The sequence below is a fragment of the Streptococcus ovuberis genome, assembly GCF_012396585.1.
Classification (GTDB): Bacteria; Bacillota; Bacilli; order Lactobacillales; family Streptococcaceae; genus Streptococcus; species Streptococcus ovuberis.
Window position 1 is genome coordinate 39,572 of record NZ_JAAXPR010000006.1, and the last position, 16,365, is coordinate 55,936.

A 16,365-nucleotide genomic window follows, 5' to 3' on the forward strand; every position below is an offset into this window, starting at 1 on the left:
CGATTGAACTGAGAAAACGCAATAAAGAACTCGAAATGCAGTTCAATTATAGGATAACTTTGGCGACAAGGGTTTCTTTTGTAGCTTCACCCTCTGTTACAAGCGTCACAGATTGGATTTCTGCTGTATTGGTAAAGACAACCACTGTTGTCGCCTCACGACCGGCTGATTTTATCGCTTCTATGTCGGCAACCAAAAGTAAATCACCTGCTGCCACACGCTGACCATCGATAACCTTGGTAGAGAATGGCGCACCATTGAGTGCTACTGTATCAAGACCAACATGGATCAAAACCTCCAAGCCCTCGTCTGTTAAAAGACCTACTGCATGTTTAGTTGGAAAGACGCTGGTTACAAGCCCTGATACAGGGGCATAGATCGCGCCATGAGCTGGTTCTACTGCATAACCATCTCCCATCATTTTTTGTGCAAAAACCGGATCTTTGACGTCTGAAATTGAAATAATCTGTCCTTGTGCAACTGAGTGAACAGACACTGTTACTCCTTTAAAGGCATCTTGATTGGCTTCTTCTGAATGCTTTTGGATGACTGTTTTGGGGATTGTGACTCCTGAATCTAACAAGTCCTGTATATCTGATTTTAGAACATCAGCCTTAGGACCATAAACAGCTTGAACACCAGAATTCTTAACAATCAATCCCATGGCACCAGCTTGTTTCCAAGCAAGTTCTGAACCAACTTGCTTTATGTCTCTCACACTAACGCGTAGACGGGTCATGCAGGCGTCGACATCTTCAATGTTTTCCCGACCACCTAGGAGGTTAATAATTTGAACAGCCTGAGAATTGGCATTTGCCACTTCTCCTCCTGTTTGGATGCTGTCGGTTGCCTCCGTATCATAATTGCCATTGCGACCAGCAGTTGCTAGATTGAATTTCTTAATCATGAAGTTAGCAATCAGGTACATGATGACAGCGAAGAGAGCAGAAACCCAGATAAAGTTAATCAGGTCCATCCCAATACCTGCCTTCAATGCCATTGGTGTACGTGTTAGAAATTCAATATTCCCAAACGAATGAACGCGGAGATTAACAAGGTCTGCCATGGCGAATGCCGCACCCTGCACCAGCGCATAGACAATGTAAAGTGGCAGAGCGGCAAACATAAACATGAATTCGATCGGTTCGGTAACACCTGTTAGAAAAACTGCGAGTGCAGATGAAATAAACATCCCTTTGTACTTCTTCATCTTATCCCGGTCTACATTACGATACATAGCCAAGGTCAAACCCATAAGAATGCCAGACGAACCAATCATTTGGCCAACCTTGAAACGTGCAGGGGTGATGGTTGCTAATAGGTCATTATACTGAGCCGTATCTCCGACACCTTTCAGATTGATCAAGTCCGTAATCCAAGCTAGCCAGAGAGGGTCTTGACCAAAAACCTGACTACCAGCTTGAGCTCCAGTCAAAACGTCATAAGTGCCCCCCAGTGATGTGTAGTTCATTGGAATCGTCAACATATGATGAAGGCCAAACGGCAAGAGCAAGCGTTCTAAAGTTCCGTAGACAAAGGGAGCTAAAATCGGTGCTGTATCTTGTGAATTGGCAATCCATTTCCCAAAGCTATTGATCCCTGTCTGAACGACTGGCCAAAAAACTGCCAAGGCAAGAGCGACAATAACTGAGCGGTAAATAACGACGAAAGGAACAAAGCGTTTGCCATTAAAGAAGGTTAGAACATCTGGTAACTTACGGTAACTGTAATATTTGTTAAAGGCTGTTGCCCCAACAAAACCAGCGATGATTCCGATGAAGACTCCCATATTCAGAGCAGGCTGACCAAGGATATTCACGAAATAGCCATTGACCGGAATCTGCGTCCCAAAAACCGTTTGAACTGTCGCTTCTGAATCTGCCAACATGTCCGTTGTCACACCGAAAAAGTTTCCTGTGATCAGGTTCATCAAGATAAAGGCGAGACCAGCTGAGAAGGCACCACCTGCCCTTTCTTTAGCCCAGCTCCCACCGATTGCTAGGGCAAAAAGCAAGTGAAGATTGCCGATAATCCCCCAACCAATTTGGGCCACGATGTTTCCGATGCGGGCCAAAATTTCTGATTCAGGACTGATTAAAGGAATTGAATTTCCGATACTCACCATCAAACCGGCCGCAGGCATAACTGCGATCACGACCATCAAACATTTCCCGAATTTTTGCCAAAATTCGAAACTCAATAATTTTTTCATCTGATTGCTCCTAAATGTTTATTATCATCTCAATACCAAAGTGGTCTGAGATGGCTTGTTTATTGTTTCCATTAAAAATGACCTGACTAGATAGAACTTCCCTTTCTTGATTCAAGAAGATGTAATCTAAACGCTTTTCCTGAGTATTCCCATCCCATCCGTCAATAGCCTTTTCAACAGTAATTCCTGAATCCTTGACATGGGCTAGTTCAAACCCGTCATAGAGGCCAAGGGATTTGATCGCCTCATAGGCTGGTCTATCCGAAACAGCATCTGTGTTAAAGTCTCCAAGTAGAATTTTTAGGACTGGCTGATCTGTTCGCTTGACGATCGCCGCAATATTCTCCAGTTGATCTTCTCCGGGACTATTGGGTAAATTGATATGGCAAGAATAGCAAGTGATTAATTGCCCGTTATAAGATACGGTTACGCCCAAAACCTTTCGAGATAAAATAGAATCTAGGGTTCGATGGCGACTACAATAAAAGGTATCTACCTCGTAAACCGGAAGTTTAGTCAAGATGGCAATTCCTTCATCATAACGGTCATAGCCAATATGTGAATTGCTCCAAAAATAAGAATAGCACGGTCCAACCAAGCTCTCCAAGTGCTCCAAAACCTTTAGACCGTAATTATCAGCCTTTAGCTCTCGACTGACATAAGGAGCCGTAATGCTCTGATTGACTTCCTGAAGCGCAACCACATCGTAGTCTTTTTCAGCAATAACCCTAGCCAACTCTTCAATTTTATCTTCTTGATGGTCTTCCAACCAGGCATGAACATTGATTGTTAAGAACTTCACGTTTGTCTCCTAACTATTTGATACGTTTTCCCGTTGGTAGAGAAGGGTGATGCGAGCCAAAAATTCTTTATGAGTTTGGGTCAAATCTTCTTTTTTCATACGCCATTGCCAATTACCACCGATAGTTGATGGGAAATTCATACGGCTGTCTGCGTCTAAGTCCAAGATATCCTGCATACTAGCGATAGCTATGTTACTGACTGTTCCAAAAAGTACTCGCAAGATGGCTTGATTCACTGGCTCAATTGGTTTACGATTACTGTAGGCGTCCACATACTCTTTTTGTTCAGGGCTCAATTTCTGATACCAATCATTGACCACCTCGTTGTCATGGGTGCCAATATAGGCGACCGAATGCGGAACACATCGATGAGGTGCATCAATGCTCTTGCCAGTTATGTCACTCAAGCCAAACTCCAAAATCTTCATACCAGGATATCCACAGTCACTTAGCAGTTGGCGGGCTTTGGAATCAATATTGCCTAAGTCCTCTGCGATAATCGGAAGATCTCCAAGAGTTTCCTTGATGGTTTTAAACAGGCTGTAGCCTGGACCCGGTTCCCAAGTACCTTCTTTAGCCACTTTGGCCCTTCCATCAACTTGCCAAAAATCAGAGAAGCCCTTAAAATGATCAATCCGTAGAACATCATAAAGCTTAAAACTCTCGCGAATCCGATAAATCCACCAGTTAAATCCTGTTCGTTCGTGCGCTTCCCAATCATAAAGTGGGTTGCCCCACAGCTGGCCATCCGTACTGAATTGATCCGCAGGGACACCAGCTACATAAGTTGGTTTGCGGGATTCATCTAACTTGAAGAGTTCTGGCTTGGTCCAGACTTCTACACTATCTGCAGAAACATAAATGGGCATATCCCCAATAATCTTGATATGACGCTGATTGGCGTAAGTTTTCAATGCTTTCCACTGGGTAAAGAAAAAATATTGACAAACTTTGAAGTAGGTTATCTGATTGGCTAGTAGCGACCGGTAATTGGACAAGGCTGCCTCGTCTCGCGCAAGGATTGCCTGATCTTCCCACTCTTGTAGGGCGCGATTGCCAAATGTTTCCTTGATGGCCATGAATTCTGCATAGTCAGCTAGCCAACTGCTATGCTCTGTTTCAAAGGCAAGCAAACGCTCTCTGTTCTCACTATTGTTCAAAAAGCGGTTAACAGCTTTGGCTAAAATAGGACGACGCACCCGATCAATTAACACATAATCCACTCGATCTTTCCTATCCCCAAAGTCAATCTTTTCCAAATCTAAAGATTCCAGAAGCCCTTGGTCTTTTAAGAGAGCAAAGTCAATCAAATGAGTGTTCCCAGCGATAGCTGAGAAGGATTGATAGGGAGAATCGCCATAACTCGTTGTTGTTAGTGGTAAAATCTGCCAGTAAGTTTGTTTCGTCTCAACCAGAAAATCAACGAAATCATAAGCTGACTGGCCAAAAGAACCGATACCATATTCCCCCGGAAGTGATGTAATGTGCATCAGCACCCCGCTGGTTCGCTGTGTCATAACTTTTTCCTTTCTTTTGTATTTCATTTTACCGGAAGCGCTTTAATTTGTCAATAACTTTTCCGTAATAATTTTTGTGTTTTCCGTAAAAACTCTTTTTGATGATTCCCACCTCAAAATTCAAAGTATTCTCTTTTTTTTAATACTCTTTTATGGTAAACTTAAAAAAAACTACCTTTAGTCAGGAAGTCTTTAGATGAGTAAATATAAAAAAGTGTACACAGATATTAAAAATAAGATCGAACAAGCCATCTGGAAAGCTAACGACGAACTGCCAACAGAGAATGAATTGATGGATATGTACTCTTATTCCAAAGATACTATCAGGAAAGCCTTATCCATGCTGGAGTTAGAAGGATATATTCAGAAACGTCAAGGTAGAAATTCTATTGTCCTAGACCATAACCACATGAAAAAGCAGTATGTCTCTGAACTCAAGACTGCTAGTGAGTTAAACCGACTTGCGCTCCACAACATTGAAACTGAGATGACCGACCTCTATATTGTTCAAGGCCAACCTGATTTGATGGAAACCTTTGGAGTAGATGAGGCCGTTGATTTCTATCGCGTTGGTCGGGTAAGGACTATTGATGGGGAGCGTTCAGAGTATGAGATTTCTTACTTTGATCGCCGCATCATTCCCTTTCTCAACCGTAGGATAGCAGAAGGGTCTATTTATCGGTATTTGGAGGAAGAGCTAGGCTTAACTATTTCTCATTCTCGCCGTGAAATCTCCTTTCGCCATGCCAATGAAGAAGAGAGAGCGTTGATGGACTTAGGTGACTATGAAATGGTCGTGGTGGTTAAGAGCATAGCTTATCTAACCAGTGGACAAATTTTCCAGATCGATACCATCAGCTATCGGCCAGATAAGGTAAGCTTTATCTCTATTGCTAAACGATAATCAGCGAAACATTACTGGATTTTAAAACGGATATTCCCATGCTTATAATCTAAGATTGATGTGTTTGTCAATTACCATAGAGTACTCTTGCGTTTTGAATAACCCACAAAAACTAGATATGTTAATTCGCGAGGGGATATTGACTATGTGGTCTGGTGTTAAATGTCTTTTGGTCGCTTGGATATCTATGCGACTACACAAGCGATGAAATAGTTTACCTAAACTACTTCGACAGTAATTATAGATTGCTTTTCGTCCATACTTAGAGGTGAACACAACGGCATACATATTTTCACGATGCTTACATATGTACGTTAGCTCTGCCCCATTTTCGTTTACATTATAATAAAATTTCATGAGAAGATATAACTTTTGTGAAAACGGTTATCTGAAAATGTTTTTTTCTCCATATGTTTGATGTGGGTAAACACAATGTGGTAGAACACATCCGTTCTTGTTCAAGTATTGGGTCCATAATTTTTCAAATTTCTACGATGAATATAGCCTCTGTATAAATTATAGAGCCTTTTTGGGCGTAGTAAAGAGCCTAAACAATTTAGATAAATTGTTTAGGCCCGTTGTAAAATGAAGTGCAACAGAAAAGACAACTACATCTGCTATACTGAAAGTTGTTAAACCAGTAGATGTAATAACAATCTGTCTATGCTTGTGTTGAGATTTAATGATTACACATTTCATCAGACTTAGAAGCAGATATTAAAATGTATCATGATTGATCCTTTGCCTGATGTATTAGTCTTCATAAAGAAGTTTTCCGGTTTTATTAAACTGATTAAAACCGTGAATAAAAGCTTGTTTAGTTAATTGCCAATTGTTATGTGGGAAAAAATTAATCATATGATCCAGCATCTCAATCATATTCTCAGCTTTTTTAAGAGCCTGTAGATTATTTTGCATCAGCCAGAGGAAAATTTCTTCCATATCAAGCTCTACCATTCTAAGTAGGAGTAAATTGCTGGCGACTGGAGATGGTGTGACTGTTGCTCTAGCCTTGTTAATCAGGTCTTGAGAATGCAGATACAATTCAAGAGCAGAGAGGTATTTGACCATATAGACCACGTCAGTAATCGCACGAAAAGCCAAACGGTAGTCATTGCTTTGGCAGGCTTTTTTGAGATTAGCTAGGACAGTCTCTGTGTAGGCCAACTGCTCTTTAAGAGGCAATTTTGGGAAGATAAGCAAAAGCAATTGTCCTTCGTAGGTGTTGAGGCAAAGGTTATGCTTTAACATGTGAGAAATGAAAGGTTTTAAGTTACGGCTCTCAAGAACACCTGGAGAATTACTGTGAGATAGGAGTAACCATTCAAAGAAAATTTCTTTAATAAAAGGATTATCTTCATAGTAATCTTCTAATTCTTCTTGGAGTTGTTTTTTCATGCTACCCCATGTGTAATTATTGCTTTGAGTACTACGCAAATTCCAGAACATTTTTTGAGCAGAGGCCGTTTGCTCTCCAGGATAATCTCCCATAAAATCGATCCATTCAACACCGATAGAAATTAGCAAGCGGTTGAAGGTAACAATTGACACGGTGGTTTTACCGAGTTCAAACTGGCTGAGAGCTTGGGGACTCAAAATGTTTCCCGCTGCTTCTTTAAGCGAATAGCCCCGTCTTTCACGCCAAGATCGGAAGTGAGGACCGAAAAGTTGTTGTTTTGCTACAAGGCTAATTTTTTTAGTTTGCGTCTGCTCTGTCATTTTTGTCCATCCTTATCCTGATAACTAGTTCCATTGTAACATAGATAGGGTAACTTATTGGGGCTTGCTCAAGTACTCCTTTAAATTTATCGCCAAAATCCCTCCAATGAAATGATTTTTGAACTTTTTGAAAGTGGAACTTGATAAAACTATTTTAGCTATTTTATTTTTTGTAAAATAAAGTAGAGAAGTTATTATCTCAAAAAACAAACAGGAGTTCTTTTATGAATCATAAATTTCTTAAATTAGCCTCTGCAGCTGTCTTAACAGCAGTCCTTGCAACAGCTTCTGGTCAAGCGGTGTATGCTCAAGAATCTGCTACAGAACCAGCAGTAGTGACTGGCGAGGTATCGGAGGCACAAACTAATTATCATCACACGTTAAGTGTGACGGCTACTCCAGATAGTGATAGCACTTGGGTAAATGTCAAAACTGCCTTTACTAACGATGCTGGTCGTATAAGTGCTGAAAATCGTGCTATAAACGATTACATCCAAGCAGAGTTCGCTTATGTCAATGTGACAACAGGAGAATCGATTGACAAATCGAATGGGATGATTTATTTTGATAAGCTTCATGTGACTGACCGACAGCACGTCTCTGGCGATAGTTCGCCATGGCCTGATGGTATATATGAAGTTAGGGTTAACACTAAAGAACCGTACACTGATGCGTCGGGCAATAAACATACCTATTCTGGTATAGGGCATTTTCAGATTACAGCCGGTAAAGTGAACGGACAATCAGCAAATAAAGCAGAGAGCATTATCACAGCACAACGAGTTGGGACTCTTGACAACCCTTATCAGCTAAATGCAAGTTTGAAGGAAATCAACGATAATACTTATGATTTAGTGGTGGATTTCGCTAATGATGGTGGCAAGTTGCCAACTAGTCAACTGAGTCCAACAATCTATGGTGACCCTTATATTGAAGTAGATGTTGATTATGTTCACATGCCAACAAATACCATTGTTGAAAAAAATGGTATACTTCAAAAGTTTAATGATTCAGATCTCTACTACCCTATTTTTACAGATAAAGATAAATGGTTAGATGGCGACTATGAGGCTCGACTCTACACTAGGAATCCATATGTGGATATTAACGGCATGAAGCATTACTACGCAGGTTTAGTGAAGTTTACCTTGAAAAATGGCCGTGTAGTGACTACGACACTACCAGAGGCAACTTCAACTGACCAAGGTATGACTTCAGCTCCTCAACCAGCAAAGCCGACCCCTCAGACAGAGCCTAAAGTTGACGTGGCTACCCCTATTGAGAAACCTACCACTTCTGACCAGCCAATCCTTGCTCAGAAAGGGGATTTCTCTGCTCTGGTTGGGACATGGAAAAATGCCCTAAACCAGACAGCTGTGATCACGGCAGATGGTAAAGTAAACTTTGATGGCAAAACAAGTGGACAGCTGGAATATATCAATTATGCCGATGGGCGTCAAGTCTTTGATTTCAATGTGAAAACAGAGCAAGGTCTTGGATTTGGATTAGTTTATATTCCTGCTGGTAACACATTGCATAATGCAACAGTTCTTGATGATTCCGATCATAGTAAGGAACGTTTAATTTTCGGTCAAGGAATTCCTTCGCCGGTCAAAGATCACGCCATGTACCGAGTATTAGCAACTGACGAAACAAAAAATCCCGAAGTTAGCACATTGCCTGAAAAGGTACAGACTATTGTTGGCAATGGCAAAGTAGAAGTAGCGACGAAGGGACAGCAGGCATCAACTGATACTAGTAAGGAAGGCAAGGCCCCATTAGGTCAGGAGAAAGAAAAATCCACACCATCTGCTTCGAAAAATGAACAGGATACAACAACCTCATCACGCCCTACCCTACCTAAAACTGGCGAACAAGGATCAGTAGTATCAACGCTTTTAGGAGCTGCTCTTGCTTTAACTAGTTTAGGGGTATTCAAGCGTCGTCGCTCTACCACTCTTTAAACATTACTATTAGAGACTGTTAGGGTATTTTTATTTGAAAATATAGTAAAAGGACGCAAAAAGGCAGTTCTTACTCTATATTAGAGGTAAGAAACAATTTGTTAAGGTACTAGAACTGTTGCCTCAGGCCTAGTGCCTTTTTTTGTTGGTACGGTTGGTGTGTAGAGTAGTTTGTAAAAAAATACTTGAAACCATTTTCAAAAAATGGTAGAATTGAAAAAGAAACAAGAAATCGCTTCCAAAGATTGTGAAAATAAAAACTTTTGGAAAAGGAGGTGACCAAATAGAAAGGGGGAGTAAGGAGGAGAAAAAACCTCAAAAAAAGATTGTGAAATTTATTGAAAACTATTTACATTTTTTTGGAAATGTAGTACAATAATATTGTGAATAAATTAACAAACTCATCAAAAAGGAGTCTATACATGAGTGATAAAGCAAAAAAAGTTGCTGTAGAAGATGTGAATCAAGCGATTGATAGCTTGGTTCAAAAAGGGCTAGTTGCCTTGGACGAAATGCGCAAGCTCAATCAAGAGCAAGTGGACTATATTGTCGCGAAAGCTTCTGTAGCTGCCCTTGATGCCCATGGTGAGTTAGCCATGCACGCCTATGAGGAAACAGGACGCGGTGTTTTCGAAGATAAGGCGACTAAAAACCTCTTTGCCTGTGAGCACGTTGTTAACAATATGCGCCACCAAAAAACAGTGGGCATTATTGAGGAAGACGATGTAAAAGGCTTGACCTTGATTGCTGAACCTGTCGGAGTTATTTGTGGTATCACACCAACAACCAACCCTACTTCAACAGCGATTTTTAAGGCTTTAATTTCCCTTAAAACACGTAACCCAATCATCTTTGCTTTCCACCCATCAGCTCAGAAATCGTCAGCTCATGCCGCACAAATCGTTCGTGACGCTGCTATTGCTGCTGGTGCTCCTGAAAACTGTGTGCAGTGGATTGAAACCCCATCTCTTGAGGCAACTAACGCCTTGATGAACCACCCAGGGATCGCCACTATTTTAGCAACTGGTGGTAACGCTATGGTTAAGGCAGCATACTCATGCGGTAAACCAGCTCTCGGTGTAGGTGCGGGTAATGTTCCAGCTTACGTTGAAAAATCAGCTAATATCCGTCAAGCGGCACATGACATTGTGATGTCTAAGTCCTTTGATAATGGTATGGTGTGTGCTTCTGAGCAAGCGGTTATTATCGACAATGAGATTTATGATGAATTTGTCACAGAATTCAAGTCTTACCACACTTACTTCGTCAACAAGAAAGAAAAAGCCCTTCTTGAAGAATTCTGCTTCGGTGCTAAAGCCAACAGCAAAAATTGTGCAGGTGCAAAACTCAATCCAGATATCGTTGGGAAGCCAGCAGTATGGATTGCGGAGCAGGCAGGTTTCTCTGTACCAGAAGGGACCAACATCCTTGCTGCAGAATGTAAAGAAGTTGGTGAAAATGAACCATTGACACGTGAGAAATTATCGCCTGTCATCGCTGTTTTAAGAGCTGAAACACGTGAAGACGGTCTTGAAAAAGCGCGTCAAATGGTTGAATTCCATGGTCTTGGACACTCAGCTGCTATCCATACAAAAGACGAAGACCTTGCCAAAGAATTTGGTGGTATCGTGCGTGCTATCCGTGTTATTTGGAACTCTCCTTCTACCTTTGGTGGTATCGGTGACGTTTACAATGCCTTCTTACCTTCATTGACGCTGGGTTGTGGTTCATACGGCAGCAACTCAGTATCTGGTAACGTTAGTGCTGTAAATCTCTTGAACATCAAAAAAGTAGGAAGACGTAGAAATAATATGCAATGGTTTAAAGTTCCTTCAAAAACATATTTCGAGCGTGATTCGATCGAATACTTGCAAAAATGTCGTGACGTTGAACGCGTTATGATTGTGACAGACAAAGCCATGGTTGAACTTGGATTCTTGGATCGTATCTTAGAGCAACTTCATCTTCGTCGTAACAAGGTAACTTACCAAATCTTTGCTGAAGTGGAACCAGATCCAGATATCACCACCGTTTATAAAGGTACTGAGCTCATGCGTACCTTCAAACCTGATACCATTATTGCTCTTGGTGGTGGTTCTCCGATGGATGCTGCTAAAGTGATGTGGCTCTTCTACGAACAACCAGAAGTGGACTTCCATGACCTTGTTCAAAAATTCATGGATATCCGTAAACGTGCCTTCAAGTTCCCAGAACTCGGTAAGAAAACGAAGTTTATTGCCATCCCAACAACATCTGGTACTGGTTCTGAAGTGACCCCATTTGCGGTTATCTCAGATAAAGAAAACAACCGTAAGTACCCAATCGCTGACTACTCATTGACCCCAACCGTTGCTATTGTTGACCCAGCACTTGTCATGACCGTGCCAGGATTCATCGCGGCAGATACTGGTATGGACGTCTTGACTCATGCAACAGAAGCCTATGTATCCCAAATGGCCAATGACTTTACAGACGGTTTGGCTCTTCAAGCCATCAAGATTGTCTTTGAATACTTGGAGCGCTCTGTGAAAGAAGCAGACTTTGAGTCTCGTGAGAAAATGCATAACGCCTCTACAATGGCTGGTATGGCCTTTGCCAACGCCTTCCTCGGTATTTCTCACTCAATGGCACATAAGATTGGTGCTCGCTTCCATACGGTTCACGGTCGTACCAATGCAATTCTCTTGCCATACGTTATCCGTTACAACGGTACACGTCCTGCCAAGACTGCGACATGGCCTAAGTACAACTACTACCGTGCGGATGAGAAGTATCAAGATATTGCAAAATTGCTCGGACTTCCAGCATCAACACCAGAAGAAGCTGTGGAATCTTATGCTAAAGCGGTCTATGACCTCGGTTGCCGTCTCGGTATCGAGATGAACCTTAAAGCACAGGGTGTGGATGAGAACGAACTGAAGAAATATTCTCGTGAATTGGCTCTCCTTGCCTACGAGGACCAATGTTCTCCAGCCAACCCACGCTTGCCAATGGTTGACCATATGCAAGAAATCATTGAAGATGCCTACTATGGTTATGGTGAACGTCCAGGACGTCGCAAATAATCTCAGGACTCCAACCTAGCTAGAGAGATCTGGCTAGGTTTTCTTGGTGTGTGTAGGCCAAAAAATTGTTAGAAAGACAAGGTTGCTTGCAGCAAAGGAATTGCTCAAGGTTTATGAAACCATAAAAACCCTAGCGCTTGACTGTTGAAACAGCAACGCTAGAGTTTGGCTTAAAACTTGTCTGGCATTTGTTGTGTAGCTTCCATAGAAGCGATAGTCCTACTCGGAAGTTTAGATCATTTAGTGCAAAGGAAAGAGTTTAAGAGTGATGAAAGCTACGAGGACCACAATAGTTGCGCTGATCAGGGCAAACATTAGGACAATGAGAGGTTTCTGATAAGGAGCCTTGGCTTTCTCTTCTCGTTTCTGGAGAGAGTCTAGCAGATGACCGTTAGAAACAGCCAGGATCTCCTTATAGGTTTGGACATCGTACTTATTTTTAAAACGCTCAATGCGGTTGGCAAAATAGATAGTTGGAAGGAACTGTAGGACGAGGATTAAGACTCCCCACCATTCTAAAAAATAGACAAGAGGAAAACCAGTGAGCATCATGCTAAGCATGCCAATTAGCATGAAGTAGGTATCTTTATCGAACTGCTTCAGTTCAGAGTGTTGAACGATGGTTTTCATTTCTTCAAGATCTCCTTTGATTAAGTCATCAAGGCTCACCTGAAAGATCTGACTGAGTAGGATTAGGCTTTGCACATCGGGATAGGTGTGATTATTTTCCCAGTTGGAAATAGTCTGCCTTGTCACGTAAATCTGTTCAGCCAAATCTTCTTGGGAGAGCTTAGCAATTTTACGGTAATGGACTAGGTGTTGTCCGAGTTTCATGAGGCCTCCTTTCTGTTTCCAGTATAACGAATAGGACTAAAATCGGTCTATCAAATGTCTTTGACCTTTGACAATTAGCTATATCAGATTATATCATAGCTTGACAGTTCCTTGACAACCTTGTCAAGGAACTGGTTGAGACTAATAAGAAAAGGGAAAAATTCCTTTTCTTACTAGTTTAATTCCCCTGTCTTTTATGATAAAATAAGGAAACACTGATCTTTTGAAAACCCATCTGTGGTTGAACTCAGAGAGCTGTTTGAACAGATAATAGATGTACTAGAGGAAAGGAATGCCAATGAAACTCCAAAAACCCAAAGGAACCCAAGATATTTTGCCAGGTCAGTCTGAACGTTGGCAATATGTCGAAGCAGTGGCGCGTGAGACGTTTGCCAGCTACAATTATGCAGAGATCCGGACACCGCTTTTTGAGCATTACGAGGTTTTTGCCCGTTCTGTCGGAGACACGACTGATATCGTGACCAAGGAAATGTATGATTTTTACGACAAGGGTGACCGACATATCACTTTACGCCCAGAGGGCACTGCTGCTGTTGTACGTTCTTATGTGGAAAACAAACTATTTGCACCAGAAGTGCCAAAGCCAGTCAAGGTCTATTACATGGGGGCTATGTTCCGCTATGAGCGCCCCCAGGCTGGACGCTTGCGTGAATTTCATCAATTGGGTGTTGAGTGTTTTGGGTCTAGCAATCCTGCGACCGATGTTGAGACCATGGCTATGGCTTATCAACTGTTCAACAAGTTGGGAATCAAGGATGTGGTCCTTCACCTTAATACGCTAGGAACGCCTGGAAGTCGTGCCAAATACCGTCAGGCCTTGATTGATTACCTGACACCTTTGAAGGATCAGCTGTCCAAGGACAGCCAACGCCGTTTGGAGGAAAATCCTCTACGGGTTCTAGACAGTAAAGAAAAAGAGGACAAAGTGGCAGTCGCAAATGCACCGTCTATCTTAGATTATCTGGACGAGGAGAGTCAGGCTCATTTTGATGCGGTGCGTGAAATGCTGGAAGCACTCAAGATTCCTTATGTCATTGATACCAATATGGTTCGTGGTTTAGACTATTACAACCACACGATTTTTGAATTCATTACCAAGGTCAACGACAGTGAATTAACCATCTGTGCCGGTGGCCGTTATGATGGTTTGGTCGCACAAATGGGCGGTCCTGAGACTCCAGGTTTTGGGTTTGGCCTTGGCCAGGAACGGTTGCTTATGATTTTAGAGGCTCAAGGCTTGAAATTACCAATAGAGCCAGCTTTGGATCTTTATGTTGCTGTTTTGGGCGATGTGGTTAATGCGGCTGCGCTGGAAATCGTGCAGGCGGTTCGTCTTCAAGGGTTTAAGGTTGAGCGAGATGTCCTAGGACGCAAGCTCAAGTCACAGTTTAAATCGGCAGATCAGTTTGCGGCCAAAACCATCCTGACGCTAGGGGAAAGTGAGCTGGAAGCGGGTCAAGTCACCGTTAAAAATAACCAAACGCGTGCAGAAGTCACCGTCAGTTTGGAAGCGCTCAAGACTAATTTTGCAGCGATTTTAGAAGAGCTCTTTTAGGAGATCAAGCTCTAGAAATCGGTAGCTTATGAAAAAATCCATTAGTATCATTTTACTCACCTTCTTAGGCTTGTTGGCTATTACTGTGGCAATCTTTGCCTCAATCTGCCTCAGTCTTTTAAGGTAGAAAAAGAAGCAGATATCTATCTGGTTAAAAAGAAGGGGGTGATCGCCTATAAGATTTCTCCCGAAGGCCTGTCTGAAATGTCTCATAGTCCTGTGACCGTGGCGAAGGAGTGGGTCCGAGATATGGTACAGCGGGCAGATTTGGACCATCGCCGATGGTGAATATGGCATTGAACTCTGGGTCAATGAGAGCTAATGGTTGACTTAAAGATTTTGATAGAATGGCATTAGGAATTTCTCTAAACGGATAACTAAAAACAAAACATCACACTGTTTTACCTGGGTTTTAAACCAAGGTAAGGCAGTGTGATTTTCATTTGGAGTCACAACTTTTCTCAGGAAGAGTTATGGACTAATTTGGTTTTGGCAAGGCACCTACAATCTGATGTGGCTTGTAAAGTTCGTCCAAGTAGGCCATATCTTCTGGGGTCAGATGGACTTCAAAGGCCCCATAAAGTCATCCAAATAGGCCTCTTTAGTGACACCGACAATAGGGGAATGAATCCCTTTAATTTCTTAGGGCTAGTGCAGCACGATACAATAATTCAGAATCTGGCTCAACTATGAGTTTCTAGTTTTTTTACGGACTGTCGAACCACTAAGCGGGTATTGATACGGGTCTGTGTTTGATTAATTTCACCATTTTTGATGATGGAGACAGCTTTTTCAAGAGCTTTTGTCACCATAAACTGACGATTGATATCAATGGTGGATAATTCTGGTGTGATAATGACGGATTCTGAAATGTTGTCAAATCCGATGACAGAAACATCTTCAGGAACGCGAATGCCGGCAGCTTGGAGAGAGCGAATCAGGCTGATGGCGATAGAATCGTTCTCACAAAAAAAGGCCGTTGGCAATGTGGAAGAAGGAATCTTATCAGGATAAGTTCCAATAGAATTAGCAGGAAAACGTAAGCGCTGAAATTGTTTGGAATCCAGATTGTATTTTTTCATAGCTCCTTCAAAACCTTGATAACGCTCTTGAAAATTTTGAATCCGATATTTTGCCATGGCGTAGCCAATGTCCTTATGGCCATTTTGAATCAGATGTTCCGTAGCAAGGAAAGCCCCTTGATAGTTATTAATGCTAATGAAATTACTATTAAGATGATCGAAACAAGTATCGATGACAATAATGTGATGGTGTAATTCTTTAAGAGCGATTAAAATACTCTCAGGAAGATCGGTCCCGAGTAAAATAATGGCATCTGAAGCTTGCTGGCTTTCAAGGGTCATTAGATCTTCTTTAAGATGGCTAATGGAAATAGAATTAACAGTAAGATGAATGTGAAAATCAGTAGAAAGTACCAAAAAGTCATTGATCAACTCATTGAAATGAGGTAGTTTTTGAAAATTATAAGTGAATCGATTGATGTCATTGCAGGCCAATAGACGGACCGTATAGCGATAGGCCTCCCTCTCTTTTTTTCTGGACTGCCGTAATGGCTGATAATCGTTTTCTTTAACGAGTTGGAGAATTTCCGCCCTTTTTTTCTGACTGACACCGGGTTTATCATTTAAAACGAGCGAGACTGTTGCCTTTGAAACCCCGGCCAATCGAGCAATATCTTCTAGCTTTATCATAATCTTGTCCTTGGTAGTTAGTGTCATTCAAGTATAAGTGAAAACAAACGATGTGTCAA

At 41.8% G+C, this 16,365-nt stretch carries 11 protein-coding genes and 1 pseudogene; 4 read left to right on the forward strand and 8 right to left on the reverse strand.

All coding sequences use genetic code 11. The annotated features are described in order from the left end of the window. Positions 1 to 46: 46 nt before the first annotated feature. The 3 genes from HF992_RS04905 to malQ are packed head-to-tail and all read right to left on the reverse strand — an operon-like array spanning position 47 to position 4,559. The gene (locus HF992_RS04905; RefSeq protein WP_168548943.1) at positions 47 to 2,212 is read right to left on the reverse strand and encodes a PTS transporter subunit IIBC; all 2,166 of its coding nucleotides are present in this window, start codon (positions 2,210 to 2,212) and stop codon (positions 47 to 49) included. A gap of 10 nt (positions 2,213 to 2,222) precedes the next feature. Continuing rightward, positions 2,223 to 3,014 (reverse strand): endonuclease/exonuclease/phosphatase family protein, encoded by a 792-nt coding sequence (locus HF992_RS04910; RefSeq protein ID WP_168548944.1) that lies wholly within the window; start codon positions 3,012 to 3,014, stop codon positions 2,223 to 2,225. Positions 3,015 to 3,023: 9 nt separating this feature from the next. Then, entirely contained in the window at positions 3,024 to 4,559 is a 1,536-nt protein-coding gene (gene malQ, locus HF992_RS04915) for a 4-alpha-glucanotransferase (protein WP_168548945.1), read from the reverse strand. Positions 4,560 to 4,728: 169 nt separating this feature from the next. Between malQ and HF992_RS04920 the strand changes: the two genes are divergently transcribed. Further along, positions 4,729 to 5,436 (forward strand): UTRA domain-containing protein, encoded by a 708-nt coding sequence (locus tag HF992_RS04920; protein WP_168548946.1) that lies wholly within the window; start codon positions 4,729 to 4,731, stop codon positions 5,434 to 5,436. A 42-nt stretch (positions 5,437 to 5,478) separates the two neighbouring features. Here HF992_RS04920 and HF992_RS12360 read toward each other — a convergent pair whose 3' ends face one another. Both HF992_RS12360 and HF992_RS04930 read right to left on the reverse strand, forming a co-directional pair. Continuing rightward, the gene (locus HF992_RS12360) at positions 5,479 to 5,793 is read right to left on the reverse strand and encodes a transposase (RefSeq protein WP_168548947.1); all 315 of its coding nucleotides are present in this window, start codon (positions 5,791 to 5,793) and stop codon (positions 5,479 to 5,481) included. A gap of 396 nt (positions 5,794 to 6,189) precedes the next feature. Further along, complete coding sequence (locus tag HF992_RS04930) at positions 6,190 to 7,155, reverse strand: helix-turn-helix domain-containing protein (protein WP_168548948.1); 966 nt, start codon at positions 7,153 to 7,155, stop codon at positions 6,190 to 6,192. Between the two features lie 224 nt (positions 7,156 to 7,379). Here HF992_RS04930 and HF992_RS04935 point away from each other — a divergent pair, with 224 nt between their 5' ends. Together HF992_RS04935 and adhE are read left to right on the forward strand one after the other, a co-directional pair. Then, positions 7,380 to 9,119, forward strand: coding sequence for an LPXTG cell wall anchor domain-containing protein (locus HF992_RS04935; RefSeq protein ID WP_168548949.1), 1,740 nt, complete (start codon positions 7,380 to 7,382; stop codon positions 9,117 to 9,119). 422 nt (positions 9,120 to 9,541) lie between these two features. Further along, positions 9,542 to 12,184 carry a bifunctional acetaldehyde-CoA/alcohol dehydrogenase gene (gene adhE / locus HF992_RS04940; protein ID WP_168548950.1) on the forward strand — a complete coding sequence of 881 codons (2,643 nt, stop codon included), beginning with the start codon at positions 9,542 to 9,544 and terminating at the stop codon, positions 12,182 to 12,184. A gap of 240 nt (positions 12,185 to 12,424) precedes the next feature. Here the strand turns inward: adhE and HF992_RS04945 are convergent, their stop codons facing one another. Next, on the reverse strand, positions 12,425 to 13,018 hold the full coding sequence (locus HF992_RS04945; RefSeq protein ID WP_168548951.1) for a helix-turn-helix domain-containing protein: 594 nt from the start codon (positions 13,016 to 13,018) through the stop codon (positions 12,425 to 12,427). A 298-nt stretch (positions 13,019 to 13,316) separates the two neighbouring features. Here HF992_RS04945 and hisS point away from each other — a divergent pair, with 298 nt between their 5' ends. Further along, positions 13,317 to 14,594, forward strand: coding sequence for a histidine--tRNA ligase (gene hisS, locus HF992_RS04950; protein ID WP_168548980.1), 1,278 nt, complete (start codon positions 13,317 to 13,319; stop codon positions 14,592 to 14,594). Positions 14,595 to 15,072: 478 nt separating this feature from the next. Here hisS and HF992_RS11970 read toward each other — a convergent pair. Further along, a pseudogene (locus HF992_RS11970) lies at positions 15,073 to 15,230 on the reverse strand (aldo/keto reductase); the annotation flags it as partial. Between the two features lie 47 nt (positions 15,231 to 15,277). Beyond that, positions 15,278 to 16,306: a LacI family DNA-binding transcriptional regulator gene (locus HF992_RS04960; protein WP_168548952.1), complete on the reverse strand. Its 1,029-nt coding sequence runs from the start codon at positions 16,304 to 16,306 to the stop codon at positions 15,278 to 15,280. Positions 16,307 to 16,365: the final 59 nt, after the last annotated feature.

What these genes read in the sequence shown, in the direction of transcription:
- HF992_RS04930 (WP_168548948.1), bottom strand. Translation starts at nt 7,155, where the DNA reads ATGACAGAGCAGACGCAAACTAAAAAAATTAGCCTTGTAGCAAAACAA.
- HF992_RS04905 (WP_168548943.1), bottom strand. Translation starts at nt 2,212, where the DNA reads ATGAAAAAATTATTGAGTTTCGAATTTTGGCAAAAATTCGGGAAATGT.
- HF992_RS04920 (WP_168548946.1), top strand. Translation starts at nt 4,729, where the DNA reads ATGAGTAAATATAAAAAAGTGTACACAGATATTAAAAATAAGATCGAA.
- malQ (WP_168548945.1), bottom strand. Translation starts at nt 4,559, where the DNA reads ATGAAATACAAAAGAAAGGAAAAAGTTATGACACAGCGAACCAGCGGG.
- adhE (WP_168548950.1), top strand. Translation starts at nt 9,542, where the DNA reads ATGAGTGATAAAGCAAAAAAAGTTGCTGTAGAAGATGTGAATCAAGCG.
- HF992_RS04945 (WP_168548951.1), bottom strand. Translation starts at nt 13,018, where the DNA reads ATGAAACTCGGACAACACCTAGTCCATTACCGTAAAATTGCTAAGCTC.
- hisS (WP_168548980.1), top strand. Translation starts at nt 13,317, where the DNA reads ATGAAACTCCAAAAACCCAAAGGAACCCAAGATATTTTGCCAGGTCAG.
- HF992_RS12360 (WP_168548947.1), bottom strand. Translation starts at nt 5,793, where the DNA reads ATGAAATTTTATTATAATGTAAACGAAAATGGGGCAGAGCTAACGTAC.
- HF992_RS04935 (WP_168548949.1), top strand. Translation starts at nt 7,380, where the DNA reads ATGAATCATAAATTTCTTAAATTAGCCTCTGCAGCTGTCTTAACAGCA.
- HF992_RS04960 (WP_168548952.1), bottom strand. Translation starts at nt 16,306, where the DNA reads ATGATAAAGCTAGAAGATATTGCTCGATTGGCCGGGGTTTCAAAGGCA.